Source organism: Mycobacterium sp. SMC-17 (assembly GCF_045310915.1).
In the GTDB taxonomy this organism is placed as follows: Bacteria; Actinomycetota; Actinomycetes; order Mycobacteriales; family Mycobacteriaceae; genus Mycobacterium.
In genome coordinates this window covers 1-23,794 of record NZ_JBJIAK010000037.1, presented here as the reverse complement: position 1 = coordinate 23,794, position 23,794 = coordinate 1, and the positions used below count along the sequence as shown (strand labels likewise).

The window sequence follows — 23,794 nt, the reverse complement described above, 5'->3', positions numbered from 1 at the left end:
CCATGACGACATCGGTGTGGTTGCTGATCGCGCTGCCGCTGGCCGGCGCGGCGATACTGCTGCTCGGCGGCAAGGCCACCGACGCGTGGGGGCATCTGCTCGGCTGCGCCACGGTGGTCGGCGCCTTCCTCGTCGGCGCCACCCAGTTCGCGGCAATGTCCGGTCGCGACAACGACGTCCGGTTGGTGCACGAGACGCTGTTCTCCTGGGTTCCGGTGGCCCAACTGCAGGTCGATTTCGGCTTGCGTCTGGACCAGCTGTCAGTGTGCTTCGTCCTGCTCATCACCGGAGTCGGCGCGCTGATCCACATCTATTCGATCGGCTACATGGCGCACGACCCGGCCCGGCGGCGCTTTTTCGCCTATCTCAACCTGTTCGTCGCGGCCATGCTGCTGCTGGTGCTGGCCGACAACTATCTCGGTCTGTACGTGGGGTGGGAAGGCGTCGGCCTGGCGTCGTACCTGCTGATCGGGTTCTGGTCGCACAAACCGTCGGCGGCGGCGGCCGCCAAGAAGGCGTTCGTCGTCAACCGGGTCGGTGACATCGGGCTGGCGCTGGCCCTGGCGGCGATGTTCGCGCACACCGGAACCCTCTCGTACACGGGTGTTTTCGCGCAGGCGCCACATCTCGCCGCGACCACCGTCACCCTCATCGGTCTGCTGTTGCTGCTGGCGGCCTGCGGCAAGTCCGCTCAGGTACCGCTGCAGTCGTGGCTCGGCGATGCGATGGAGGGCCCGACCCCCGTGTCGGCGCTGATCCACGCGGCCACCATGGTCACGGCCGGCGTGTACCTGGTGGTGCGGTCGGCTCCGATCTTCAACCAGTCCGCCGACGCCCGGTTGGCGGTCGCCGTCGTCGGCGCCGTCACGCTGTTGTTCGGCGCGGTGATCGGCTGCGCCAAAGACGACATCAAGAAGGCCCTCGCGGCGTCGACCATGAGCCAGATCGGCTACATGATGCTGGCCGCGGGTCTCGGACCCGCCGGCTACGCGCTCGCGATCCTGCATCTGCTGGCGCACGGTTTCTTCAAGGCCGGACTGTTCCTCGGTGCCGGTTCGGTGATGCACGCCATGGACGACGAGACCGACATGCGCCGCTACGGCGGGCTGCGCACCGCGATGCCCGTCACGTTCGCCACGTTCGGCATGGGTTACCTCGCGATCATCGGTATCCCGCCGCTGTCCGGGTTCTTCTCGAAAGACCCCATCATCGAGACCGCGTTCGCGGCCGGCGGCGCCAAGGGGCTGCTGTTCGGCGGCGCCGCCCTGCTGGGTGCGGGCATCACGGCGTTCTACATGACCCGCGTCATGCTGATGACGTTCTTCGGCGAAAAGCGCTGGCGCGCCGAGGCGCATCCCCACGAGTCGCCGTCGGTCATGGGCTGGCCGATGGTGGTGTTGGCCGCCGGGTCGATCGGCGCGGGCGCGCTGCTGGCCGTCGGTGGGAAGTTGGAGCACTGGCTCGAACCGGTCGTCGGCTTCCACGAGCCCGAGCATACGGTGCCCGCTTGGCTGCTCACGGTCGTCACGCTCGCGGTGGTCGGCGTCGGCGTCGCGATCGCCTACCGGATGTATGCGCGCCAACCCGTCCCGATCAGCGCCCCGGTCAACGTCTCCGGGTTGACGGTCGCCGCGCGCAACGATCTGTACGGCGATGCGTTCAACGAGCGGGCGCTGATGGTGCCGGGCCGGCGGCTCACCGAGAACCTTGTCGACTTCGATGACGTCGCGGTCGACGGCGTCACCCGTGAGCTCGCCGCGCTGGTCCGCACCGGGTCGCAGGATCTTCGACGCTGGCAGAACGGGTTTGCCCGGTCGTATGCGCTGTCCATGTTGGCCGGAGCGGCATTGATTGCGGCCGCCATTCTCACGGTGAGGGTGTGGTGACCGGAATGTGGTGGCTGACAGCGTTGTGGGCCGTCCCGATGGCAGGCGGTGCGGCAGTGATCCTGTTGCCCGCCGGCGCACGGGCTTTCGCCCGCTGGGGGGCCCTGGCGGTGTCGCTGGTGGTGCTCGTCATCGCGCTGGTGCTGGCGCTGCGCTTCGACCCGGCCGGGGCGCGCTACCAGTTCGTCGAGAACCACCCGTGGATACCGTCGTTCGGCACCGGCTACATCCTCGGGGTCGACGGCGTGGCCCTGGTCTTGGTCGCACTGACCGCTGTCCTGGTACCGCTGCTGATCATCGCCGGCTGGAATGACGGCGACTCGAATGATGCCGGCGCGCAGGCCAAGTCGACCCACGCCTACTTCGCGCTGATCCTCGCCGTCGAATCGATGGTGCTGATCTCCCTGGTGTCACTGGACATCCTGCTGTTCTACGTGTTCTTCGAAGCCATGCTGATCCCGATGTACTTCCTCATCGGCGGTTTCGGCGCGGACCGGCCCGCCGCGTCCAAAGCAGCGGTGAAGTTCCTGCTGTACAACCTGTTCGGCGGCCTGATCATGCTGGCCGCGGTCATCGGACTGTACGTTGCCACCGCCAACAGTCCCGCTTTCAACCACGGCTCCTTCGACTTCCGTGCCGTCGCGGACGCTGTGCGCTACGGCACCCTCAACATCAGCCCGGGGATAGCCAATGCGCTGTTCGGTGGGTTCATGTTCGCGTTCGCAGTCAAGGCACCTCTGTGGCCCCTGCACCGTTGGCTGCCCGACGCGGCGGTGCACGCCACGCCGGCCACGGCTGTCCTGATGATGGCTGTCGTCGACAAGGTGGGCACATTCGGCATGCTCCGGTACTGCCTGCAGCTGTTCCCGTCGTCCGCAGCGACATTCCGGCCCTTGATCATTGCGCTGGCCGTTATCGGCATCGTCTACGGGGCCATCGTCGCCATCGGACAGACGGACGTCATGCGCCTGATCTCGTACACCTCGATCTCGCACTTCGGCTTCATCATTCTGGGCATCTTCGCGATGACCGAGCAGGCGCAGTCCGGCGCCGCGCTGTACATGGTCAACCACGGCATCTCGACCGCCGCGCTGTTCCTGATCGCCGGATTCCTGGTGTCCCGCCGCGGGTCTCGCGCCATCGCCGACTACGGCGGTGTGCAGACCGTCGCACCGATACTGGCCGGCACGTTCCTGATCGCCGGACTCGCGACGCTGTCGCTGCCCGGCCTGGCACCGTTCATCAGCGAATTCCTGGTTCTGGTCGGCACATTCATCCACTACCCGGCCGTCACCGCCGTCGCGGCCACGGCCCTGGTGCTCTCCGCGCTCTACATCCTGTGGATGTATCAGCGGATGATGACGGGCCCCGTCGCCGACGGCAATGACAAGCTGCGCGACCTCGTACCGCGGGAACTGGCCGTGGTCGTGCCGTTGGTCGCCCTGCTGCTGGTGCTCGGCGTCTACCCCAAGCCCGCGTTGGACGTCATCAATCCGGCTGTCGGACATACCTCGTCGAGTACCGCCCAGGGGGTCGCCCGGTGACGCCCATCCCCGCGCCGTCCGTCGAGTACGGCCTGCTGTCGCCGATGCTGATCGTGTTCGGCATCGCGCTGGCAGGTGTGCTCGTGGAAGCCTTCGCACCGCGCCCGGCGCGGTACCGCGCCCAAGTGGTGTTGAGTATCGGTGGCCAGGCGGTGGCCCTGGTGGCCGTGGTTTCCCAAGCGCTGCACCTGGGTTCGGCGATCGGCCGGCCTGCAGTCCTCGGGGCCATCGCCATCGACCGCCCGGCGCTCTTCCTGCAGGGCACTCTGCTGGGGGTCAGCCTGTTGGCCACCTTGCTGATGGCACAACGGGTTTCGGACGGCAGTGGGCTGGCCGCGTTCACCCCGCAGGCCGCGACAGTGCCCGGTAGCGCCGCCGAGCAGATCGCCCTCAAGACCGGTGTCGCCCAGACCGAGGTGTTCCCGCTGGCGATGTTCGCGCTCGGCGGCATGATGCTGTTCGGCGCGTCCGATGATCTGCTGACGATGTTCGTCGCGCTCGAGGTGCTGTCCCTGCCGCTGTACCTGATGTGCGGTCTGGCCCGCCGGAATCGGCTGCTGTCGCAGGAAGCGTCACTGAAGTACTTTCTGCTGGGGGCATTTTCGTCGGCGTTCTTCCTCTTCGGTGTCGCGATGCTCTACGGCTACTCCGGCAGCCTGAGCCTCTCGGGCGTCGCTGCCGGCCGCGGCCCGGCCTCCCTCGGGCTCATCGGCATCGCGCTCCTGTGCGTGGGCCTGTTGTTCAAAGTCGGTGCGGTGCCGTTCCATTCGTGGGTGCCCGACGTCTATCAAGGGGCACCCACACCAGTCACGGCCTTCATGGCGTCGGCCACCAAGATCGCCGCCTTCGGCGCGCTGCTGCGGGTCTGCTACGTGGCGCTGCCGGCGCTGGCCAATGATTGGCGGCCGGTGCTGTCGATCATCGCGGTGCTGTCCATGGCGGTGGGCACGGTGATCGCCATCGCGCAGAACTACGTCAAGCGCATGCTGGCGTACTCCTCGGTGGCACATACCGGCTTCATCCTCACCGGCGTGATCGCGCTCAACGACAACGGACTGTCGGCGTCGTTGTTCTACCTGTTCGCCTACGGTTTCAGCACGCTCGGCGCATTCGCGGTCGTGAGTGTGGTGCGCCGCGCCGACGGGGACGAGGAAGATGACCTGCGGCGGTGGGCCGGACTCGGACGCCGGCATCCATTCTTCGGTGTCGTGTTCGCGTTGTTCTTGCTTGCTTTCGCCGGCATTCCCCTGACCAGTGGATTCGTCAGCAAGTTCGCCGTCTTCAAAGCCGCAGCCGAAGGTGGTGCCGCATCGCTTGTCGTCATCGGTGTGATCGTCAGCGCCGTCGCCGCGTACTTCTACGTCCGCGTGATCGTCCTGATGTTCTTCACTGATGCGGTCGAGGACGGCCCGCAAGTTCAGTCGGGCAGTCTGAGCACCGCGATGATCGGGCTCACCGCCTTTGTGACGCTGGCGCTGGGCGCCGTCCCGCAGCCGGTGCTCGACCTGGCCAACCACGCGGGTCAGTTCCTGCGGTGAGTGGCTGACCAACGGCCGGGCCGCCGCGGCCGGCTGCGGGCCGACACCCGGCCCCGAACACTGTTGAGTTGTCAAGGTGCGCAATGCTTTAGGTGTTAGGCGGCTGTGTCGAGGCGCATGGTGCGGCGGTTGTGGGCGGGGATGGGTTTTCGGTGTGGGTCGACGGCCGCGGGTGGGATGAGCCAGGGGTGTTTGTCCAGTCCCATGACGACGTCCCAGCCGTCGTGGTGGACGTTGGCGTGGCAGGCCGGGCACAGCAGGCACCCGTTGGCTAGTGATGTCTGACCGTGGTGGGTCCAGTGGATGATGTGGTGGGCGTGGGTGCGTCCGGGTGGGGCGCCGCATTTGATGCAGCACTGATCCCGCAAATACAGCGCTTTGCGCAGGTGCGCCGGGAACAAACGTTTCTCCCGCCCCATATCGAGGGGTACGTGTTCGCCGTCGACGATCATGGTGGTGACGGTGGTGTCGCAGCAGATTCGTTCCAGGGTCATGGTGCTGATCGACCCGATGAATTCCAACGCCGCCAGGTCCGGGGCGTCGGCGGGCACGGTCACCAGTAGCTGCGTGCGCGGCGCGTAAGCGGTGTCGCCGCCGCGGGCGGCGATGTCCAGCACCGCTTCCAGCGCGTCGGCCCGCCGCCGGCCCGCCGTGCGGGTGTCGGGGCTGCCGTCGGGTTCGGGCCGCGGCGCCGATCCTTGTTCGATCGCCGCGATGTACTTGGCCCCGACTTCGGCGTCCAGGTCCGCCCGGATCTGGACCCGCCCGTCGCTGGTGACGCGGTGGTCGGCGGTGTTGACCGACCGGTCCTCGGCCGCCGGCAGGCCACCTTCGGCGGCCGCATGCCGGTTGCCCAACCGGCGGGCGCGGGCCCCGATGTCTGCGGGGGTGGCGCCGGAGAAGAACTGCCCCAACAGATCGGTCACCTGCCCGAACCGGGTCTCCTCGTCTACCTCACCGGGTGCGCGGGCTCGGATGTGGTTGATGCCTTTGACGATCGCATCGACATGCTCCCCGGAGATCGCCCCATCAGCGGCATGCGCCGCGAGCGTGGGCAACGCCGACAAGGCTGCCGATACCCGGATAAAGCGCTCGGCCACCGATGGCGCACACCCCAACGCCATCAACAACTCCCGCGGCGTCCGGCCCTGCGCGGCCGCCACCCCGCAGCGGTCCAACACCCCGGTCAGCATCGCTGCCAGATGATCGGCCATATTGCGCAGTTTCATCACGCACGTCATGGCCGCCACTGCGTCGTCCCGGGACATGTCGTCGGGGACGGCCACGTCGCGGAGGCGCTCGAGAAGAGCGTTGAGATCCGGTGTGATTCCCATGCCCAATTGTATCGAACGTATGTTCGAACCGCAAGGACTTTTTGGGCCTACATCAGGACACCGGTGACAGTGCGGCTGATCGTGGTGAAGCCCATCGGGTGACCTGATGCGTCCCGTGGGGAGCTCGGCATTCTGCGACGAGTGCGACAATTGCCGAAAGTCGTTCTACACCTTGCGTAAAGGAGCGATGGACGACGCGGTTTTGATCGTCAACAGCCGGCAACGCGATCATCGCCGTCCCAAAACCACAGAACTGCCACCAAGGTCCTGGTACATCGCGTTCCGAATTCTGCAGTGCCTCAAGACGTTGCCGACTCAAAGCGTCTACACACCGGACCATACGCGGCGATCGCTGCCGTCTCGCCGTCCCGACGCTCGTTGAACTTGTCATCAGCGCGCGGCGCCCGCCCGAGTGGTACCCGGTTCCGCCACGAAACTGGCCCCTGACAAGCGGCCAATGAGTACCTAGCCTCGTAGTCATGGCGACGGAGTTGGCAGTTGGGCATGCGCGCCAGGTGAGCCTGGCAAGCGTGGCTCTGCCCCCAAGCCTCCGGCAGGCTGACTACCTCGACATCTTCGAAGTCACCGTCGCCGAATCTGACGCGCGTACGCCCGAAACGCTGGCACGGCAGGCTCTCGAGCAATCCGGTCCAGCCATCCGCGAGGGAATCCGGTTCGCGCACAAGGCGTTACTGCGATTCCGGCTCGGGCCGACGGACTCATCGCAGCATGTCCTCGGCTGGCGTATCGCGGCGTCGACTCCCGATGCGGTTCGCCTGGAGGCCGAATCGCCGCTGATGGACGGAACTCTGATCCTCCGACGAGTCGATGCCTCGACGGGCCAACTCATCACCGCACTGCACTACAAACAGCAGCGGCCTGCGACGGTGATCTGGCGGGCCATCGGCCCCATCCACCGCACGGCTGCTCCATACCTGATGAACAAGGTGGTCACCCGATGATCGGTGACCGCTGGGGCGTCACCGACGCCGAGACCATGGCGCGCTACGACTGCGACAGCTACGTCGCCAGCCCATCGCTCGAGGCGTGGCGCGGAGTCACTGTCAACACCACACCAGATCGGTTGTGGCCGTGGCTTGTTCAAGTGCGCCTGGCACCGTACTCCTACGACTGGATCGACAATCTGGGCCGTGAGTCACCACGCAAGCTGCACAACCTGAACGACCCCCGGCCCGGCGATCCGTTCACCGCCAGCGCCGGCCGGCCACTGGGCAAGGTGCTCTCGGTGGACCACCAAGCGCAGTTGACGGCGCAGATCATGGGCGCTCACATGTCCTATCGGCTCACCCCGCTCGATGACCACAGAACTCGGTTGGTACTGAAAGTGACTGCGCCACAGTCGTGGCGGCTCGCCGCTCCCCTACTCAGTGTGGGGGATCTAGTGATGGCCCGACGGCAGCTACTCAACTTCAAGCAGCTCGCCGAGAAGTAGCGCCTCCAACTTTGTGATGCACGTCACATTGTGGACCTGTCACAAAACGGGCTCCAGATGCATCTCAGAGGTAAGGCGTTCATCAAAGGAGGCAGGACATGAAGGCCGGTACGGTCACGCGAACTCCACGACACATGCCAGCGTCGAATCGCGCCGCCGCCCAGGGGAATGCGATCGACTCGCGGTATCACCCGTCCGCGGCGGTGCGTCGGCAACTGAACAAGGTCTTCCCGACGCACTGGTCCTTCCTGCTCGGTGAGATCGCCATGTACAGCTTTGTGGTCCTGCTGCTCACCGGCGTGTACCTGACGCTGTTCTTCGACCCGTCGATGGCTGAAGTCACGTACAACGGCGTCTACCAGCCGCTGCGCGGTGTGCAGATGTCGCGCGCCTACGAGTCCGCACTCGACATCAGCTTCGAGGTCCGCGGCGGCCTTCTGGTGCGTCAGATTCACCACTGGGCCGCGCTGATGTTCGCCGCGTCGATCATGGTGCACATGGCGCGGGTGTTCTTCACCGGTGCGTTCCGTCGGCCACGGGAAGCCAGCTGGGTGACGGGGGCGCTGCTGCTGATCCTGGCCATGTTCGAGGGCTACTTCGGCTACTCGCTGCCTGACGACCTGCTCTCGGGTATCGGTCTGCGCGCCGCCCTGTCCTCGATCACCCTGGGCATTCCGGTCATCGGCACCTGGATGCACTGGGCCCTCTTCGGCGGGGACTTCCCCGGCCAGACCATCATCCCGCGGATGTACGCGCTCCACGTATTGATCATTCCCGCAATCATTTTGGGCCTTGTGGCCACGCACCTGATCTTGTTGTGGTTCGGCAAGCACACCCAGTTCCCCGGCCCCGGCCGCACCGAGAAGAACGTCGTCGGCGTGCGCGTCATGCCGGTCTTCGCCTTCAAATCCGGCGCGTTCTTCGCCATGGTCACCGGAGTCCTCGGAATCATGGGTGGTCTGCTGCAGATCAACCCGATCTGGGAACTGGGCCCCTACAAGCCCTCGCAGGTGTCCGCCGGTAGCCAGCCCGACTTCTACATGATGTGGACCGAAGGCCTGGCGCGCATCTGGCCGGCCTGGGAGTTCTACCCCTTCGGCCACACCATCCCCGCTGTGGTCGCGGTGGCGTTGATCATGGGTCTGGTCTTCACGTTGCTCATCGCGTATCCCTTTATCGAGGCCAGGGTTACGGGTGATCGTGCCAACCACAACCTGCTGCAGCGTCCGCGTGACGTGCCGGTCCGCACCGCCATCGGTGCCATGGCCATCGCGTTCTACATGGTGCTGACCCTGGCCGCGATGAACGACATCATCGCGCTCAAGTTCGACATCTCCCTGAACGCCACCACCTGGATCGGCCGCATCGGCATGGTCGTCCTGCCAGCAGTGGTCTACTACCTGACCTACCGCTGGTGCGTCGGCCTGCAACGCAGCGACCGCGCCGTCCTCGAGCACGGCATCGAGACCGGCATCATCAAGCGACTGCCGCACGGCGCCTACGTCGAACTGCACCAGCCCCTGGGACCGGTCGACGACCACGGCCACCCCATCCCGCTGGAATACCAGGGTGCCGCACTGCCCAAGCGCATGAACAAGCTCGGCTCCGCCGGATCCCCCGGCACCGGCAGCTTCCTGTTCGCCGACTCCGCCGTCGAACAAGCCGCCCTCGCCGACGCCGAACACGCCGCCGAGCACAAAGCACTCACCGCCCTCAAGGAATACCAGGACGAAATCTCGCCCAACGGCTCGGGCGGGCACCAATAGTTTGAGACACGCCCACATTGGTTGTGAAACAAGGTGTTTCCGCTCATGATGCTGGTGTGACCGAGTGTGAGAATGGCGCGGCCGACGGAGTTCATCCCCTATTGGTGGAGCGGTTCAGCCCGGTGTCGTTCGACCGGGACGCGACCCTGAGTGACGCGGAGGTCGACGTTCTGCTCGACGCCGCCCGTCTCACACCATCGGCGGGGAACTCCCAGCCGTGGATGTTCATCGTGGGGCGCCGTGACGACCCCGTCCACTCTCGGATCGTGAATCACCTGGCACCCAGCTCAGCGCGCTGGGCGCCCGATGCCGCACTGCTGATCGTGAACCTGGCTCACGTCCTCGTCGAAGACACGGACTGGGAGTTCTCCGAATTCGCGCGATACGACCTCGGACAGGCGGTGGCCCACATGACGATTCAAGGGCTGGTCATGGGACTCGGTGCACATCAGTTCCGCGCGTTCGATCGTGACGGTGTCGCGCGCGAGTTCGGCGTCCCGGCCGCATGGGAGGTGACGTCGATGACTGCCCTAGGGCGGGCTGGGCGGCCGTCGGACGAAAAGACCGGCCCTTCCCCGAGTCGCGCTCGACTGTCACGACGCGAAATCACCTGGGCCAGAGTGTGATGGGCTCAGCCCCGCCCGTTTGGCAGCCAGCGCATCACGCGACGGAATCGTTTGTGCCAGTTCGCGCCTCGGGCTGCGGGATCAGGCACACCGTTCCACCCGCCGTGTCCATCGGCCGAATGCCCAGACCCTGGTTGAGCCGACCACGCTGGTTCTCCCAGGCGATTTCGGCAGCGATTTCCATCAACTGAGCCTTACTGAGGTGCGTGAGCAGCTCCTCACGCAAGCCTTCGGAGATGATCGCGGGCGTACGGGACATCTCTTCGGCGAATTGAATGCACAGCTTTTCGAGGTGAGTGAACTCATCACTGTCCCGGTAGTTCACCAAGGCGATCAGTTTCTGCTCCGAGAACCCCTCACTCCGGCCGAGGGTATCGGAGATGTCGATGCAGAATTCACAGTGCGTCAACATCGCGGCTTTGATTCCCGCGAGCAGCTTCAGTTCGGTCGGCGCCCGGCCGCTGAACAACAGCGCCATTTCGTAGAGCCCGTTCGCTGCTGCGATGAGCGGGCGCCGGATCAGCCAACCCGGGAGGTCCCAACGGTTTTGGCGGGACTTGGCCAGGACCACGAGGTGTACCCAGATGCGCTTCAGGATTCTCACGATGCTTTCTCCTCGATTCCCTCGCCACCGGACGGCGCCTGCGGTATAGCCTCATGCTAGGTCGCTATTGGACGCAGGTTAGGAACCAATATTTCGATTGAATCGGGTACCACTTCAGGTCCGGAGCTGCTCATCGAGCTGGACCGGACCAGTGGTGCCGGCGCGCTGCATCGCCAGCTGGCCGATGGCCTGCGGGACGCGATCCGGACGGGACGGCTCACGCCGAAAACCCGTCTGCCTTCCAGTCGCGTGCTCGCCGCAGACCTCCAGGTGTCGCGACGCCTCGTCGTCGACGCGTACAGCCAACTCGTCGCAGAGGGGTTCCTGCAGAGTCAACAAGGTTCTGGCACAACGGTTGCCGCAGTCGACACGGCCACTGGGGAATCGCAACCGTCACGCCCGGACCGTCGAACATTCGACATAGACTTCGCACCCGGAGTGCCCGACCTGTCGAGCTTCCCCCGGCACAGTTGGTTGCGCGCGCTGCGTCAGGGGCTGTCGTCCATCGAATCTCAGTCGCTCGGATACGTTTCATCGAAGGGCCTACCCGACGCCCGCACCGCGGTGTCGGACTACCTACGACGCACCCGCGGGGTACGGGCCGATCCGCAGCGTGTCGTGTTGTGTTCGGGAGCGACGCAGGCCGTCGCATTACTCGCGCATGTGGTGGGAGATCGCGCGGTTGCGATGGAGAATCCCGGATTCTGGTTGCACCGCATGGTTTTCCGTCACCACGGCATCGAGCCGTTGCCCGTTCCGGTCGACGACGACGGACTCGACGTCGCCGCGCTCGCCAACACCGCGGCATCGGCGGTGCTGACAACCCCGGCCCACCAGTCTCCGACCGGTGTCGTCCTGTCACCCGCCCGTCGCACAGCGCTGCTCGAATGGGCCCGCGCGGGCAATATTGTCATCGAGGACGACTACGACGCCGAATACCGTTACGACCGCGCACCCGTCGGTGCGCTGCATGCCCTGGCCCCCGACCGCGTCGTCTACCTCGGCTCGGTGAGCAAAACACTGGCCCCCGGCTTGCGGCTCGGTTGGATGGTCCTACCGCCGGACCTTGTCGGTCCTGTGGTGTCGGCGAAAAGTCTTGCCGACACCGGTAGTTCGGTCATGGATCAACTCGCGTTCGCAACACTGCTCCGTTCCGGCGACTACGACCGGCACCTGCGGCTCATGCGCCGGCGCTATCTTGCCCGACGCAACGCACTACTGGCAGCGCTCGGTCGGTACCTCCCCGAGGCGAAGGTGCTCGGCGCCGCCGCCGGCGTCCATCTCACAGTGCGCCTGCCCACCGACTGCGACGTCGACGACATCGTCCGCGAGGCCGCGAGCCGGCGGGTACGTATCGATCCGCTGTCCTGGTGCTATACCGAACCCGACTGTGCGCCACCGGGATTGATTCTCGGCTACGCCAACCTGACGGAGTCGCAGATCGACACCGGCGTGCGGAGCATTGCGGCCGCAGTTGCTCGCGCGACGTAAGTGGTACCCGGTACCACCGCCAAAGTGGCGCCTGACACTGGGCCATTGCGCGCCTAATCTCGAGCAATGACGACGCGAACACCGTTGCGGATCGTGCTGGTGACCTGCGCGATCCTCGGCCTGATAACGCTGATCCTCGGCATCTGGGCGTTCGTCGCACCGATGTCGTTCTTCGAGGTGCTCGCACCGTTCGAGCCCTACAACCGCCACCTTCTGCATGACGCCGGCGTCCTGCAGATCGGTGTCGGAGTCGCGATGCTGCTGGCCGCGGCGCAGCGGTCACCCGTGGAGGTGGCGCTCGGCGGCTTCATCGCGTTCGAAGCGCTCCACGTCGTCTCGCACGTGATCGACCGGGATCTCGGTGGCCGGCCGGCATTCGACATCACGGCTCTCACGATCCTCACGCTTGCCGGCGTCGCCGCGTTGGTCATCGGTCGACGTAACTAGCGCGGCACTCGCTGTCTCGCAATCGATTTGCCGCCGACTCCACCGAGGGAGTCGCCACTCCCAATGTGCCTGGCCCCTTGTGGCGTACCGACGGCCGCATCCGCTGAGCGGGAATTCGGCAGCTCACACCGCCGACCTCTGGGCCGAGAGTTGATCCACTCCGAACGCAGCAGCCCATTCCCGAAATCCCGGTAGGAGGGAATCGCGATGGCGGGGCCCGAAGCGCGGCTGCCAATCTTCCTCGGTGGGACGTGTCCCGGGTCACATTGACCCGCAGGTCCCGGTAGAGAAACGGAGTACGTCATGCCGCAGCGATCGTTCGCCGGTCCGTTGCAAGCGGTCGGCGGGTTGTTCGCCATGACGGCCGACGCCGCCAAATTCGCGTTCCAGAGGCCGGTCCAGTGGCGCGAATTCCTCGACCAGTCATGGTTTGTCGCGCGCGTGTCGCTGGCACCCACACTTCTCGTCGCAATCCCGTTCACCGTATTGGTGTCGTTCACTCTGAACATCTTGCTCCGCGAACTGGGTGCCGCCGATCTCTCCGGAGCCGGTGCCGCGTTCGGCGCTGTCACACAGGTCGGTCCCATGGTGACGGTCCTGATCGTGGCCGGCGCCGGCGCGACCGCCATGTGCGCCGATCTCGGATCGCGCACCATCCGGGAAGAGATCGACGCCATGGAAGTGCTCGGGATCAATCCCGTGCAGCGGCTGGTGACCCCGCGCATGCTGGCCTCGGGACTCGTCGCACTGCTCCTCAACAGTCTTGTGGTCATCATCGGCATCCTCGGCGGATACCTGTTCTCGGTATTCGTGCAGGACGTCAACCCCGGTGCCTTCGCCGCCGGCATCACTCTGCTCACCGGTGTTCCCGAAGTCGTCATCTCCTGCATCAAGGCGACGCTGTTCGGCCTCATCGCCGGCGTAGTGGCCTGTTACCGCGGACTCACCATCTCCGGTGGTGGCGCCAAAGCGGTGGGCAACGCCGTCAACGAGACCGTCGTGTACGCGTTCATGTCGCTGTTCGTGGTCAATGTGGTGGTCACCGCCATCGGCATCCAGATGACCACACGATGACCCGCAGCACAGCGCCGCTTCGGTCCACGTACCCGCGGCTGACACGCGCCGTTCAGACGCCCGTGAAGATCACCTCCGGCATCGGCGATCACATCTTGTTCTACGGTCGTGCGATTGCCGCGGTGCCCTACGCCGCCGCGCACTACCGACGCGAAGTGATCCGGCTCATGGCTGAAATCAGCATGGGCGCAGGCACGTTGGCGATGATCGGCGGCACCGTCGTCATTGTCGGATTTCTCACTCTCGCCACGGGCGGCGTCCTGGCGATCCAGGGGTACAGCTCGCTGGGCAACATCGGCATCGAAGCGCTGACCGGATTCCTGGCGGCGTTCATCAACGTCCGAATCTCGGCACCCATCGTCGCGGGGATCGGCCTGGCGGCCACCTTCGGCGCCGGCGTCACCGCCCAGTTGGGCGCGATGCGGATCAACGAAGAGATCGACGCACTCGAGTCCATGGGCATCCGATCTGTCGAGTACCTTGTCAGCACCCGTATCGCTGCGGGAATGCTCGCGATCACACCGCTGTACGCCATCGCGGTGATCCTGTCCTTCGTCGCAAGCCAATTCACCACCGTGGTGCTACTCGGACAGTCCGGCGGCCTGTACAACCACTACTTCGACACGTTCCTCAACCCGATCGACCTGCTCTGGTCGTTCCTGGAAGCGGTCTTGATGGCGCTCGCAATCCTGCTGTTGCACACCTACTACGGCTTCTTCGCCAGCGGCGGCCCGGCCGGGGTGGGTGTGGCAGTCGGCAATGCCGTCCGCACTTCGCTGATCGTCGTCGTCTCCATCACGCTGCTCATCTCACTGGCCATCTACGGGCCCAACGGCAACTTCAATCTCTCTGGCTAAGTAGGCATCGAATGTCACGTGACTCAGTACGTTTGCTCACCGGCTGTGCTGCAATGGGGCTGGCCGCTGCCCTCGTCGTCGGTGCCGTTGTGTTGTTCCGCGGCGGTGCAACGTCCACGGCATCCGTCACAGTGCTCTCACCACGCGTGGGTCTGATCATGAATCCCGATGCCAAGGTGAAACTCCATGGCGCGCAGGTAGGCAAGGTGGCCGCCATCGAGAATCGGCCGGACGGCAGCGCCGCGATTCGTCTGGCGATGAATCCGGACTACCTCCAACTGATTCCGGCGAATACCCGGGTGCAGATCGTGTCCAGCACGGTGTTCGGCGCCAAGTACGTCGATCTCGTGCCGCCGGCCGAACCATCTGCCCAGTCGCTGCACGCGGGACAGGTTCTCGACGCCGGCCACGTCACCGTCGAGATCAACACGGTCTTCGAGCACTTGGTGGATGTGCTGTCCCAGGTCCAACCCGAGAAACTCAACGAAGCACTCGGCGCCATGGCCCAAGCGCTGGGCGGCCGCGGCGACAAACTCGGTCAGACCCTGGTCGATTTCGACGCCATGCTCGCCAAGATCGATCCGAGCCTTCCGGCAATGAGCCAGGAAATCGCCACTGCTCCAAAGGTACTCAGTGCCTATGCCGACGCCGGCCCCGATCTGATGGACGCCGCACGCAACGCATCTCAGCTCAGCGACACCATCGTCGAGCGCCAGCAGGACCTCGACTCGGTACTGCTGAGCGCCATCGGATTGGCAGACATCGGCAATGACGTAGTCGGTACCAACAGCAACGCGGTCGTCGACGCCATGCACCTATTGGTACCCACGACCAACCTGACCAATCAGTACAACCAAGCACTCACCTGCGCGCTCAAGGGCATGGAGCCGCTCGCGATGGGACCGCCGCAACCGTTGCCCGGGATCATGCTGCTGGACTCGTTCCTGCTGGGCACCGAACGCTACCGCTATCCGGGCAACCTGCCGAAGGTCGCCGCGTCGGGCGGTCCGCAATGCATGGGCCTGCCCAACGTGGGCTTCGGGGAGCGGCCACCGTTCGTGGTCACCGACATCGACGCCAACCCCGCACAGTACGGAAATCAAGGGATCCTGTTGAACTCTGATGCCCTCAAGCAAGCTCTGTTCGGCCCGCTCGACGGACCACCGCGCAACACTGCTCAGACAGGGCAACCCGGATGACGCGTCACAACTCGACCGCTCTGAAGTTCGGCGCCTTCGGCATCACGATGCTCCTGGTGACCGCAGCGCTTTTCGCAATCCTCGGGCAATACCGAACCGGCTCGACAAACACCTACTCGGCAGTGTTCACCGACGCCTCCAGCCTGAAAACCGGTGACTCCGTGCGAGTCGCGGGCATCCGGGTCGGCACGGTCGACAGCATCGCGTTGCGACCTGACAACACTGTGGTCGTAGGTTTCGACGCCGACCGCGACGTCGTGCTGACCACCGGCACCAAAGTCGTTGTGCGTTACCTCGATCTGGTGGGCAACCGGTACCTGGAGCTCGTGGACAACCCGGGGTCGACCAAAATCCAACAGGCCGGCACGCAGATTTCGGCCGACCGCACGGAGCCCGCGTTGGACCTCGACCTGCTCCTGGGCGGCCTCAAACCCGTCATCCAAGGGCTCAATGCCCAGAACGTCAACGCGCTGACCAATTCGCTGATCCAGATTCTGCAGGGCCAAGGCGGGACCATGGAATCGCTGATGGCTCAAACGACTTCATTCACGACGGCACTGGCCGACAACGGCCAGACGGTTCAACAATTGATCGACAATCTGAACACTGTCGTTGCGACAGTCGCCAAGGACGGCGACAAATTCTCCGGCGCCGTAACCCGCCTGCAACAGCTGATCACCGGCCTGTCCCAGGAACGTGACCCGATCGGCGATGCCATCACCGCTCTGGACAACGGAACAGGTTCCCTGGCCGAACTGATGACACAGGCCCGGCCGCCTCTCACAGGAACGGTCAACCAGCTCAATCGAATGGCCACATTGCTGGACAACGACAAAGACAAGGCCCGCATGGATCTCGCGCTGCAGAAGGCGCCCGCCAACTACCGGAAATTGGTTCGCCTCGGCGCCTACGGCAGCTTCATCAACCAGTACCTGTGCGGCATGAACGTTCGCGTGACGGATCTGCAAGGCCGCACCGCGTACTTCCCCTGGATCATGCAGAACACCGGACGCTGCGGGGAGCCCTGATGCTGAAATACCGCGGATCGCAACTGATGCGCACCGGACTCATCGGTTTGGTGCTGGTCATTCTCGTCATCGCTGTCGGCCTTCAACCGCAGAAACTGTGGTCGTGGGCCACGTCGATCAGGTACCACGCGGTGTTCGCCGACGCCGGTGGGCTGTCGCCGGGAAACGACGTCAAGGTCTCCGGCGTCACCAAGGGCACCGTAAGCGCCGTCACCCTCAGTCGCGGAAACGCCCTGGTGACGTTCACTCTCGATGGCACGGTCACGCTGGGCACACAGACCACCGCCCACATCAGAACAGCAACCGTCCTCGGCGCCCGGATGATGACTCTGGAACCCGCCGGAACCGGCAGCCTGCACGCCGCCGACACCATCCCCCTTGCCCGCACCGGGTCTCCGTACTCACTGACCGACGCCGTCAGCGACTTCACCTCCAACACCGCCGAGACCGACACCGCAACACTCACCCACTCGCTGGACACGCTGTCGGAAACCATCGACCGGATGGCCCCACAACTGGGACCGACGTTCGACGGGCTCACGCGCCTGTCACGAACGCTCAACAGCCGCAACGAATCCCTGGCCGCGCTGCTCAAGAACGCGGCCGACGTAACCGGCATTCTGTCGCAGCGCAGCGCGCAGGTGAACACCCTGCTGCTCGATGCCAACGCGCTCACCGGAGTGCTCAACCAGCGACGGCACGCGATCGTCGATCTGCTGGCCAACACGTCGGCGCTTTCTCAGCAGCTGTCGGGACTTGTGCACGACAACGAAAAGGTTCTCGCGCCCACGCTGCAGAAAGTCAACTCCGTCACCGCGATTCTTGAAAAGAACCGCGACAACATCGCCAAGGCCCTCGCCGGACTGGCCAAATATCAAGTCACGCAGGGCGAATCAGTGAACAACGGCTGGTACTACAACGCCTTCGTCGGCAACCTCATCCCCTCACAGACCATTCAACCGTTCCTCGACTACGCCTTCGGATTCCGTCGCGGCACCAACGCCGGCCAGCCGCCTGACAACGCCGGCCCACGCGCCGAGTTCCCCTGGCCCCACAACGGTATTCCGGGAGGCCACTGATGATCACCCGTCATCGCAAACCCTTGACACGTGTCGCCGCGGCCCTACTGGTGGCGCTGGCGCTCGCCGGCGGCGTGCTGCTCGTGCGGCAGACCGTTTTCCGTCCCACCACCATCACCGCGTACTTCACCTCCGCCACCGCGATTTACCCGGGCGACGAAGTCCGCGTCGCCGGCGTCAAAGTGGGAACGATCACCAGCATCGAACCTGCCGGCAGCCAAGCCCGGCTGACGCTCTCGATCGATCATGGCGTACCGATCCGGGCAGACGCGAAAGCCATCATCATGGCGCAGAACCTGGTGGCCGCCCGCTACGTGCAGTTGGCGCCCGCGTACGAAGATGCCGGCCCGACAATGGCCGATGGTGCGCGGATCGGCGTTGAGCGGACCGCGGTACCGGTGGAATGGGACCAAGTCAAAGACCAGCTCATGCGGCTGGCCACCGATTTGGGTCCGGTCAGCGGATCCGCCGCTACCTCACTGAGCCGTTTCATCGACAGTGCCGCGACCGCGATGGATGGCAACGGCGAGAAACTGCACCAAGCGATCAGCCAACTCTCGGGGATCGGACGCATATTGGCGCACGGCAGCGGCAACATTGTCGAGATCATCAAGAATCTGCAGACCTTCGTCACCGCGCTGCGCGACAGCAACACCCAGATCGTCGAGTTCCAGAACCGCCTCGCGAGTGTCACGAGCGTCGTCGACGGCGCGCGGTCCGATCTCGATGCCGCCCTGACGAACCTGGCTTCCGCCGTCGGCGAGGTGCGGCGCTTCGTCGCGGGTACCCGCGATCAGACCGTCGAACAGTTGCAGCGGTTGACGAACGTCACCCAGAACCTCGTCGACAACAAACTCAAGCTGGAAAATGTGCTGCACGTGGCGCCCAACGCCATCGCCAACGGCTACAACATCTACAACCCCGACAGTGGTACGGCCGTCGGCGCTTTCGCGATGTCGAACTTCGCCGATCCCGTGTCGGTGGTCTGCTCAGCGATTGCGGCAGTCAAGAATGCCACGGCAGCCGAATCGTCGAAGTTGTGCGCGCAGTATCTCGGCCCAGCCCTGTCGCTGATCAACTTCAATTACCTACCACTGCCGACGAATGTCTATCTCCGCAAGGCACCGAGTCCGGAGAATCTGGTTTACACCGACCCCAAACTCGCCCCCGGCGGAAGCGGTTCCCGCGCCGAGTCCCCAACCGAGCCCCCGGCGGTGTCGGCCTACACCGGTACCAACGACGTCACCCCTCCCGCCGGGTGGGGCGCGCCGCCGGGCCCCCCAGGGGCATACGCGCCCAACGGATTACCGGCCGATCCCGCGCCCGCATTGTTCCCCGGCGCGCCGGTCCCCCAACCAGCCGCCGCGTCATCGCCACAAGCACCCACAGTCCGGGACCTGCTCCTTCCCGCAGAAGCCGCTCCCGCGGCGCCGAACCCAGGAGGCACCCCGTGATGAAGCGACGGTCCCTGGCCCGCCTCACGGCGCTATCGGCCTGCTCCCTGCTGTCGGTAACCGGTTGTGCATTCCACGGATTGAACTCGTTGCCGTTGCCGGGCACGGTGGGACGCGGGGCCAACGCCGCGATCTATCACGTCGAACTCGCCAATGTCGGTACCCTGGAGGCGAATTCGCCGGTCATGATCGGCGACGTCATCGTGGGCAGCGTATCGAAAATGTCGGTGCGCAACATGCGCGCCGACGTCGAGGTGTCGGTCAAACCTGGCACCGTGGTCCCCGCGAATGCGGTAGCGACCGTTGGGCAGACCAGTCTGCTCGGGTCCATGCACCTGGCGCTGGATCCGCCGCCGGGGAAGGCGCCCTCCGGACAACTGTCCCCAGGCACCACCCTGCCGCTGAACCGGACGTCGACATACCCGTCGACGGAACAGACGTTGTCGTCGCTATCGGTCCTCGTCAACGGCGGCGGACTCGGCCGGGTCGGTGAGCTGGTCACCGAGACCAACAACGCATTGAACGGCAGGCAGGACCAGGTCCGCGACCTGCTCACGCGCCTCAACAATGTGGTCGGCATCTTCGCCGATCAGCGAGACGACATCAATGCCTCCATCACCGCGCTCACTCGCCTGGCAGGAACCATGGCCGGCCAGAGCGATGTGATCACCCAAGCCCTGCAACGAATCCCGCCCGCGCTGGATGTGCTGATCAAAGAGCAGCCCCGTATCACAACAGCTCTGGAGAAGTTCGGCGTGTTCAGCAATACAGCCACCAAACTGATCAAAGCCACCCAAGACGACTTGGTGACCAACCTGCGCAACCTGGAACCGACCCTCCGCGCCCTGGCCGACGTCGGACCGAATCTGGGCACTGTGCTGGCGTTTGCGCCAACGTTTCCCTACCCGCAGAACTTCATCGACCGCGGCATTCGCGGTGACTACCTCAACGAATTCATCACCTTCGATTTCACGATCCCCCGGCTCAAGCGAGGATTGCTGCTGGGCACCCGCTGGGGACAGGAAGGAGCCCCTTTGGTTCCCGCTCCCGGCGACCCCTGGTACGCCAACTACACCAAGGACCCGCTGGGCACGTTGCTGACCGCGCCGCCGAAAGCTGTTGCGACGCTGCCGGCGCCGGCACTCGCCGCCCCGACAAATCCGAACGGCGGCAGCAACTGATGCTCACCCGCTTCGTACGCATTCAGCTCGGCCTCTTCGCGGCCGCCTCGATCATCGGTATGGCAGTGATGCTGGTCGTCTACCTGCAGGCACCCACCCTGTTGGGGCTCGGGCGCATGACGGTCAGCCTGCAACTGCCGGCCACCGGTGGCCTGTACCGGTTCTCGAATGTCACCTACCGCGGCGTGCAGGTCGGCAAGGTGACCGATGTCCGGCCCACCCGTGACGGTGCCGTCGCCACCCTGTCGCTCGACAATGCGTCGAAGATTCCCGCGGACCTGCACGCCGCGGTACTGAGCGTGTCCGCCGTCGGTGAGCAATATGTCGACCTGCAACCCCATAACGATGCCGGCCCCTACCTGCACGACGGATCGGTCATTCCGGCGTCGAAAACATCGATTCCCCAAGCTGTCGGACCGATGCTCGATCAAGCCAGTGCGCTCATCGACAGCATCCCGAAAGACAAGATCAGCCCGCTGCTCGACGAAACATTCAAGGCGTTCAACGGCTCTGGTTACGACGCCGGGTCCCTGTTGGATTCCTCGTCGAAATTGATCGCCGACGCCAACAGCGTCAGCGATCAGTCTCGAGCGCTCATCGATGACAGCAGGCCCTTGCTCGACGGCCAAGCTCAATCCGTCGATGCCATCCGGACCTGGGCCCACAGCGTCGCGGGACTCAGCCGGCAACTCGTCCAGAACGACCCCCAAGTCAGGACGCTTCTCAAAGACGGGCCGGACGCCGCGGACGAGGGCTCCCGCCTGTTCAACCAGGTAAAGCCCACTCTGCCGCTGCTTTTGTCCAACCTGACAACCCTCGGGCAGGTGGCTGTGACCTACCACCCGTCGCTCGAACAACTGTTGGTGCTGCTGCCACCGACAGTGTCGTCCACCCAGTCTTACGGTGCACCCAAGAACAATCCGACGGGCATGGCTTTGGGCGATTTCACCCTGAACATCGGCGATCCGCCGGCCTGCACCGTCGGCTTCCTCCCGCCGTCGTCCTGGCGCTCACCGGAAGACACCAGTGATGTCGACACCCCCGACGGGCTCTACTGCAAGCTGCCGCAGGATTCGCCGATCGGTGTACGCGGGGCGCGGAACTACCCATGTATGGGCAACCCCGGAAAGCGCGCTCCCACAGTCGAAATCTGCGATAGCGACAAGCCTTATCAGCCCCTGGCGATGCGCCAGCATGCTCTCGGCCCGTATCCGATCGACCCCAACCTGCTCGCTCAGGGGATCCCGCCGGATTCTCGGGTCGATCATGACAGCACGATCTACGGACCACTCGACGGAACGCCGAGGCCGACAACGGGTCAACCGCCGGCCGGCGAGGCCGCACCGGACACTCCCCCGCCGCCGCCGGATGGTGCCGCGCCCACGCCGGTGGCTCCGAGCGCCTTCATTCCCGAGACTTCGAAGGGCCCGTCGGTCGCCATCGCCACGTATGACCCAGCCACCGGACGCTACGCGGGTCCGGATGGAAAGGTCTACCGCCAGAAGGATCTGGCTCCGCGGAGCGGAGAACGGACGTGGCGGGACCTGTTCACCGCCTGATTGAACAACGTTGGGCCGGCACGTTCTCAGGGCGGGCCGGCCCCGCAGTGGGTACCTGGGTCAGGCGGTCTTGACCAGCTTGAAGGGCATCGTGATGAAGAGGACCCTGCTACTTCCGCACGAGCCGCTGACTCCGGTGGTGGAGTCCTCGCCCATCAGTGTCGACGATGTCGGGTCCGCGCCGGCCCCATCTGAGGTAGCCGGGTAGAACCTGAAAACCTGAAGTCCCGGCCCTGCAGTGCCATCTGCACATGGCTGCCAGTTGTCGACCGTCTTCTTGACGTACCAGACGCCGCTTTTCATGTAGATCGGCGCGTTCCATCCCCAGTCGCTCGCGACGGTGCCTGCGCATTCGGTCGGATAACTGCACTCGGTCTTGATCGTCCAGGTGCTGCGGATACTCGCCTCGTCGTGATAGATGTCGTTGGTCTTGGCCCACTCACCATTGGACGTTGCGACATAGGTGCCATTGAGACCCCAGTCGTTCGAGGCGTCGGCGATGCCACAATCCCACCCCGTCAACAGCCCGACAGTCACCGCCGTCGCAGCGATCGATGTCGTTGATATCTGCAAGGCCTGCTCCTTTGCGGCGAACCCCTTTGCCGCCCGTCGGTGGACACCAGACGGCGCGAGTCCGACCACTTCGGCTCATCGAAAGATGCTGCCGCACAATCGGTACAGCTACTACTGTCCAACTTTCCGCATTGGGCGACAGCCAAAATCCCGCCAGGCGGTCATCGCACCCTGCGTGGGTCGATGGTGTGTCACCGTTGACTACGGATCTACCGCCATGGAGGAAGTCTGCGATGCGAATCGATCGAGCACCACGCCGAGCAGCGGCGGGCGCCGTATTCGTGATCGCCTTCGGTACCGCGACAGCACATTCCGCTTCCGCAGACAGCGACTCGACGCCGCACCGCGTGACGTACACCGTCACGGCCGATCTGGCCACCAACGCGGGCATCTACTACCGCGATGTCCAACCGCCCACGTGGGCCGAATACAGCCACAACCCTTATGAATTCAGCCCGAGAGACGACGTACATCTCGAACCCGGAAAGCCCTGGGTTCACGAAGCCACCCTGGACGACCCCGACCAGTGGGCGATGGTCACGGTCACCACAGCCGGTCAGCCATCACAGCCCGGCCAGACGCTGCGCTGCACACTCACCGTCGATGGGCAGGTCGTCAACCGATCGAACGGCGCCAGCGGTGCGCTGTGCTCACTACGAAATTGGTGACTCATCGAGCACCAGGCGGCCGTCAACCGCTGGGCGGGAACCCTTCACCATTCGGAACTCGACCGGATTAGCGTCGAAAACATCATGGCCAGAACGGGAATGGCACCAACGGGCACTAGTACCCACGATCAGCAGCGAACCGGAGGTGGATCATGCGGTTACTCAGCCGCGCTGATACCGCGACGCAGGTGAACGCCACAGACACCGCCGCGGAAGACGGCCGGGCACAGCCTGTCGACCCGGGGCTGATCAACCAGGCGGAGGCCGAAGCACTCGCCGCAGAAGAGCTGGCCGCAGCAGCGCGCGCACGAGCCGATGAACTTCGCGCGCGGGCAGCCGAATCGGATCCCGCTGATGATAGCGTCCCGGGGAGTGGTGGACTTCGGATCTGGCGTGGTTCACGCGTTGTGATCAACGAGTCATGGTGAACGCT

Annotated in this window: 21 protein-coding genes and 1 pseudogene; 19 read left to right on the top strand and 3 right to left on the bottom strand. The window is 64.8% G+C overall.

What is annotated here, in order from left to right:
- Nucleotides 1-2: 2 nt before the first annotated feature.
- Genes nuoL through nuoN form a run of 3 tightly spaced genes read left to right on the top strand, consistent with a single transcriptional unit; the run spans nt 3 to nt 4,968 of the window.
- Nucleotides 3-1,886, top strand: coding sequence for an NADH-quinone oxidoreductase subunit L (gene nuoL, locus ACJH7A_RS21220; RefSeq protein ID WP_346416837.1), 1,884 nt, complete (start codon nt 3-5; stop codon nt 1,884-1,886).
- Between the two features lie 5 nt (nt 1,887-1,891).
- Nucleotides 1,892-3,430 carry an NADH-quinone oxidoreductase subunit M gene (locus ACJH7A_RS21215; RefSeq protein WP_212814729.1) on the top strand — a complete coding sequence of 513 codons (1,539 nt, stop codon included), beginning with the start codon at nt 1,892-1,894 and terminating at the stop codon, nt 3,428-3,430.
- 5 nt (nt 3,431-3,435) lie between these two features.
- Nucleotides 3,436-4,968, top strand: a complete 1,533-nt coding sequence (nuoN, locus tag ACJH7A_RS21210; protein WP_212814728.1) for an NADH-quinone oxidoreductase subunit NuoN — start codon at nt 3,436-3,438, stop codon at nt 4,966-4,968.
- Nucleotides 4,969-5,063: 95 nt separating this feature from the next.
- Here nuoN and ACJH7A_RS21205 read toward each other — a convergent pair whose 3' ends face one another.
- Entirely contained in the window at nt 5,064-6,302 is a 1,239-nt protein-coding gene (locus tag ACJH7A_RS21205) for an HNH endonuclease signature motif containing protein (RefSeq protein ID WP_212806410.1), read from the bottom strand.
- Between the two features lie 530 nt (nt 6,303-6,832).
- On the opposite strand from ACJH7A_RS21205, the gene ACJH7A_RS21200 reads away from it, so the two are divergent.
- From ACJH7A_RS21200 to ACJH7A_RS21185, 4 genes are all read left to right on the top strand, one after another.
- Nucleotides 6,833-7,264, top strand: coding sequence for a hypothetical protein (locus ACJH7A_RS21200; RefSeq protein ID WP_406802651.1), 432 nt, complete (start codon nt 6,833-6,835; stop codon nt 7,262-7,264).
- Entirely contained in the window at nt 7,261-7,755 is a 495-nt protein-coding gene (locus ACJH7A_RS21195; protein WP_212806412.1) for a polyketide cyclase, read from the top strand. The genes ACJH7A_RS21200 and ACJH7A_RS21195 overlap by 4 nt, the downstream gene beginning before the upstream one ends.
- Nucleotides 7,756-7,889: 134 nt before the next feature.
- Nucleotides 7,890-9,521, top strand: a complete 1,632-nt coding sequence (locus ACJH7A_RS21190) for a cytochrome bc complex cytochrome b subunit (protein ID WP_212806413.1) — start codon at nt 7,890-7,892, stop codon at nt 9,519-9,521.
- Nucleotides 9,522-9,577: 56 nt separating this feature from the next.
- A complete protein-coding gene (locus ACJH7A_RS21185) occupies nt 9,578-10,147 on the top strand; it encodes a nitroreductase family protein (protein WP_212806414.1) in 570 nt (189 codons plus the stop codon).
- A 34-nt stretch (nt 10,148-10,181) separates the two neighbouring features.
- Here ACJH7A_RS21185 and ACJH7A_RS21180 read toward each other — a convergent pair whose 3' ends face one another.
- Nucleotides 10,182-10,718, bottom strand: a complete 537-nt coding sequence (locus tag ACJH7A_RS21180; RefSeq protein WP_244872834.1) for a carboxymuconolactone decarboxylase family protein — start codon at nt 10,716-10,718, stop codon at nt 10,182-10,184.
- Nucleotides 10,719-10,817: 99 nt separating this feature from the next.
- On the opposite strand from ACJH7A_RS21180, the pseudogene ACJH7A_RS21175 reads away from it, so the two are divergent.
- The 11 genes and pseudogenes from ACJH7A_RS21175 to ACJH7A_RS21125 form a co-directional block, all read left to right on the top strand.
- Nucleotides 10,818-11,048 (top strand): annotated as a pseudogene (locus ACJH7A_RS21175) (GntR family transcriptional regulator); the annotation flags it as partial.
- Nucleotides 11,049-11,189: 141 nt separating this feature from the next.
- On the top strand, nt 11,190-12,242 hold the full coding sequence (locus ACJH7A_RS21170) for a PLP-dependent aminotransferase family protein (protein ID WP_244872833.1): 1,053 nt from the start codon (nt 11,190-11,192) through the stop codon (nt 12,240-12,242).
- Nucleotides 12,243-12,308: 66 nt separating this feature from the next.
- On the top strand, nt 12,309-12,689 hold the full coding sequence (locus ACJH7A_RS21165) for a hypothetical protein (protein ID WP_212806416.1): 381 nt from the start codon (nt 12,309-12,311) through the stop codon (nt 12,687-12,689).
- Nucleotides 12,690-12,992: 303 nt separating this feature from the next.
- Complete coding sequence (locus tag ACJH7A_RS21160) at nt 12,993-13,763, top strand: ABC transporter permease (RefSeq protein ID WP_212806417.1); 771 nt, start codon at nt 12,993-12,995, stop codon at nt 13,761-13,763.
- Entirely contained in the window at nt 13,760-14,620 is an 861-nt protein-coding gene (locus ACJH7A_RS21155; protein ID WP_212806418.1) for an ABC transporter permease, read from the top strand. Before ACJH7A_RS21160 ends, ACJH7A_RS21155 begins: the two co-directional genes overlap by 4 nt.
- An 11-nt stretch (nt 14,621-14,631) precedes the next feature.
- Nucleotides 14,632-15,819 carry an MCE family protein gene (locus ACJH7A_RS21150; RefSeq protein WP_212806419.1) on the top strand — a complete coding sequence of 396 codons (1,188 nt, stop codon included), beginning with the start codon at nt 14,632-14,634 and terminating at the stop codon, nt 15,817-15,819.
- Nucleotides 15,816-16,847, top strand: coding sequence for an MCE family protein (locus ACJH7A_RS21145; protein WP_212806420.1), 1,032 nt, complete (start codon nt 15,816-15,818; stop codon nt 16,845-16,847). Before ACJH7A_RS21150 ends, ACJH7A_RS21145 begins: the two co-directional genes overlap by 4 nt.
- Nucleotides 16,847-17,926 (top strand): MCE family protein, encoded by a 1,080-nt coding sequence (locus ACJH7A_RS21140; RefSeq protein ID WP_212806421.1) that lies wholly within the window; start codon nt 16,847-16,849, stop codon nt 17,924-17,926. Before ACJH7A_RS21145 ends, ACJH7A_RS21140 begins: the two co-directional genes overlap by 1 nt.
- The gene (locus tag ACJH7A_RS21135; RefSeq protein ID WP_212806422.1) at nt 17,926-19,380 is read left to right on the top strand and encodes an MCE family protein; all 1,455 of its coding nucleotides are present in this window, start codon (nt 17,926-17,928) and stop codon (nt 19,378-19,380) included. The genes ACJH7A_RS21140 and ACJH7A_RS21135 overlap by 1 nt, the downstream gene beginning before the upstream one ends.
- Nucleotides 19,377-20,561, top strand: coding sequence for an MCE family protein (locus ACJH7A_RS21130; protein WP_318984237.1), 1,185 nt, complete (start codon nt 19,377-19,379; stop codon nt 20,559-20,561). The genes ACJH7A_RS21135 and ACJH7A_RS21130 overlap by 4 nt, the downstream gene beginning before the upstream one ends.
- Complete coding sequence (locus ACJH7A_RS21125) at nt 20,561-22,120, top strand: MCE family protein (protein ID WP_212806424.1); 1,560 nt, start codon at nt 20,561-20,563, stop codon at nt 22,118-22,120. Before ACJH7A_RS21130 ends, ACJH7A_RS21125 begins: the two co-directional genes overlap by 1 nt.
- A gap of 60 nt (nt 22,121-22,180) precedes the next feature.
- Here ACJH7A_RS21125 and ACJH7A_RS21120 read toward each other — a convergent pair whose 3' ends face one another.
- A complete protein-coding gene (locus ACJH7A_RS21120; protein WP_212814726.1) occupies nt 22,181-22,657 on the bottom strand; it encodes a hypothetical protein in 477 nt (158 codons plus the stop codon).
- A 269-nt stretch (nt 22,658-22,926) separates the two neighbouring features.
- Here ACJH7A_RS21120 and ACJH7A_RS21115 point away from each other — a divergent pair, with 269 nt between their 5' ends.
- Nucleotides 22,927-23,361, top strand: coding sequence for a hypothetical protein (locus ACJH7A_RS21115; protein ID WP_244872832.1), 435 nt, complete (start codon nt 22,927-22,929; stop codon nt 23,359-23,361).
- Nucleotides 23,362-23,794: the final 433 nt, after the last annotated feature.

What these genes read in the sequence shown, in the direction of transcription:
- nuoL (WP_346416837.1), top strand. Translation starts at nt 3, where the DNA reads ATGACGACATCGGTGTGGTTGCTGATCGCGCTGCCGCTGGCCGGCGCG.
- ACJH7A_RS21215 (WP_212814729.1), top strand. Translation starts at nt 1,892, where the DNA reads ATGTGGTGGCTGACAGCGTTGTGGGCCGTCCCGATGGCAGGCGGTGCG.
- ACJH7A_RS21205 (WP_212806410.1), bottom strand. Translation starts at nt 6,302, where the DNA reads ATGGGAATCACACCGGATCTCAACGCTCTTCTCGAGCGCCTCCGCGAC.
- ACJH7A_RS21195 (WP_212806412.1), top strand. Translation starts at nt 7,261, where the DNA reads ATGATCGGTGACCGCTGGGGCGTCACCGACGCCGAGACCATGGCGCGC.
- ACJH7A_RS21190 (WP_212806413.1), top strand. Translation starts at nt 7,890, where the DNA reads ATGCCAGCGTCGAATCGCGCCGCCGCCCAGGGGAATGCGATCGACTCG.
- ACJH7A_RS21165 (WP_212806416.1), top strand. Translation starts at nt 12,309, where the DNA reads ATGACGACGCGAACACCGTTGCGGATCGTGCTGGTGACCTGCGCGATC.
- ACJH7A_RS21160 (WP_212806417.1), top strand. Translation starts at nt 12,993, where the DNA reads ATGCCGCAGCGATCGTTCGCCGGTCCGTTGCAAGCGGTCGGCGGGTTG.
- ACJH7A_RS21155 (WP_212806418.1), top strand. Translation starts at nt 13,760, where the DNA reads ATGACCCGCAGCACAGCGCCGCTTCGGTCCACGTACCCGCGGCTGACA.
- ACJH7A_RS21150 (WP_212806419.1), top strand. Translation starts at nt 14,632, where the DNA reads ATGTCACGTGACTCAGTACGTTTGCTCACCGGCTGTGCTGCAATGGGG.
- ACJH7A_RS21145 (WP_212806420.1), top strand. Translation starts at nt 15,816, where the DNA reads ATGACGCGTCACAACTCGACCGCTCTGAAGTTCGGCGCCTTCGGCATC.
- ACJH7A_RS21140 (WP_212806421.1), top strand. Translation starts at nt 16,847, where the DNA reads ATGCTGAAATACCGCGGATCGCAACTGATGCGCACCGGACTCATCGGT.
- ACJH7A_RS21135 (WP_212806422.1), top strand. Translation starts at nt 17,926, where the DNA reads ATGATCACCCGTCATCGCAAACCCTTGACACGTGTCGCCGCGGCCCTA.
- ACJH7A_RS21125 (WP_212806424.1), top strand. Translation starts at nt 20,561, where the DNA reads ATGCTCACCCGCTTCGTACGCATTCAGCTCGGCCTCTTCGCGGCCGCC.
- ACJH7A_RS21115 (WP_244872832.1), top strand. Translation starts at nt 22,927, where the DNA reads ATGCGAATCGATCGAGCACCACGCCGAGCAGCGGCGGGCGCCGTATTC.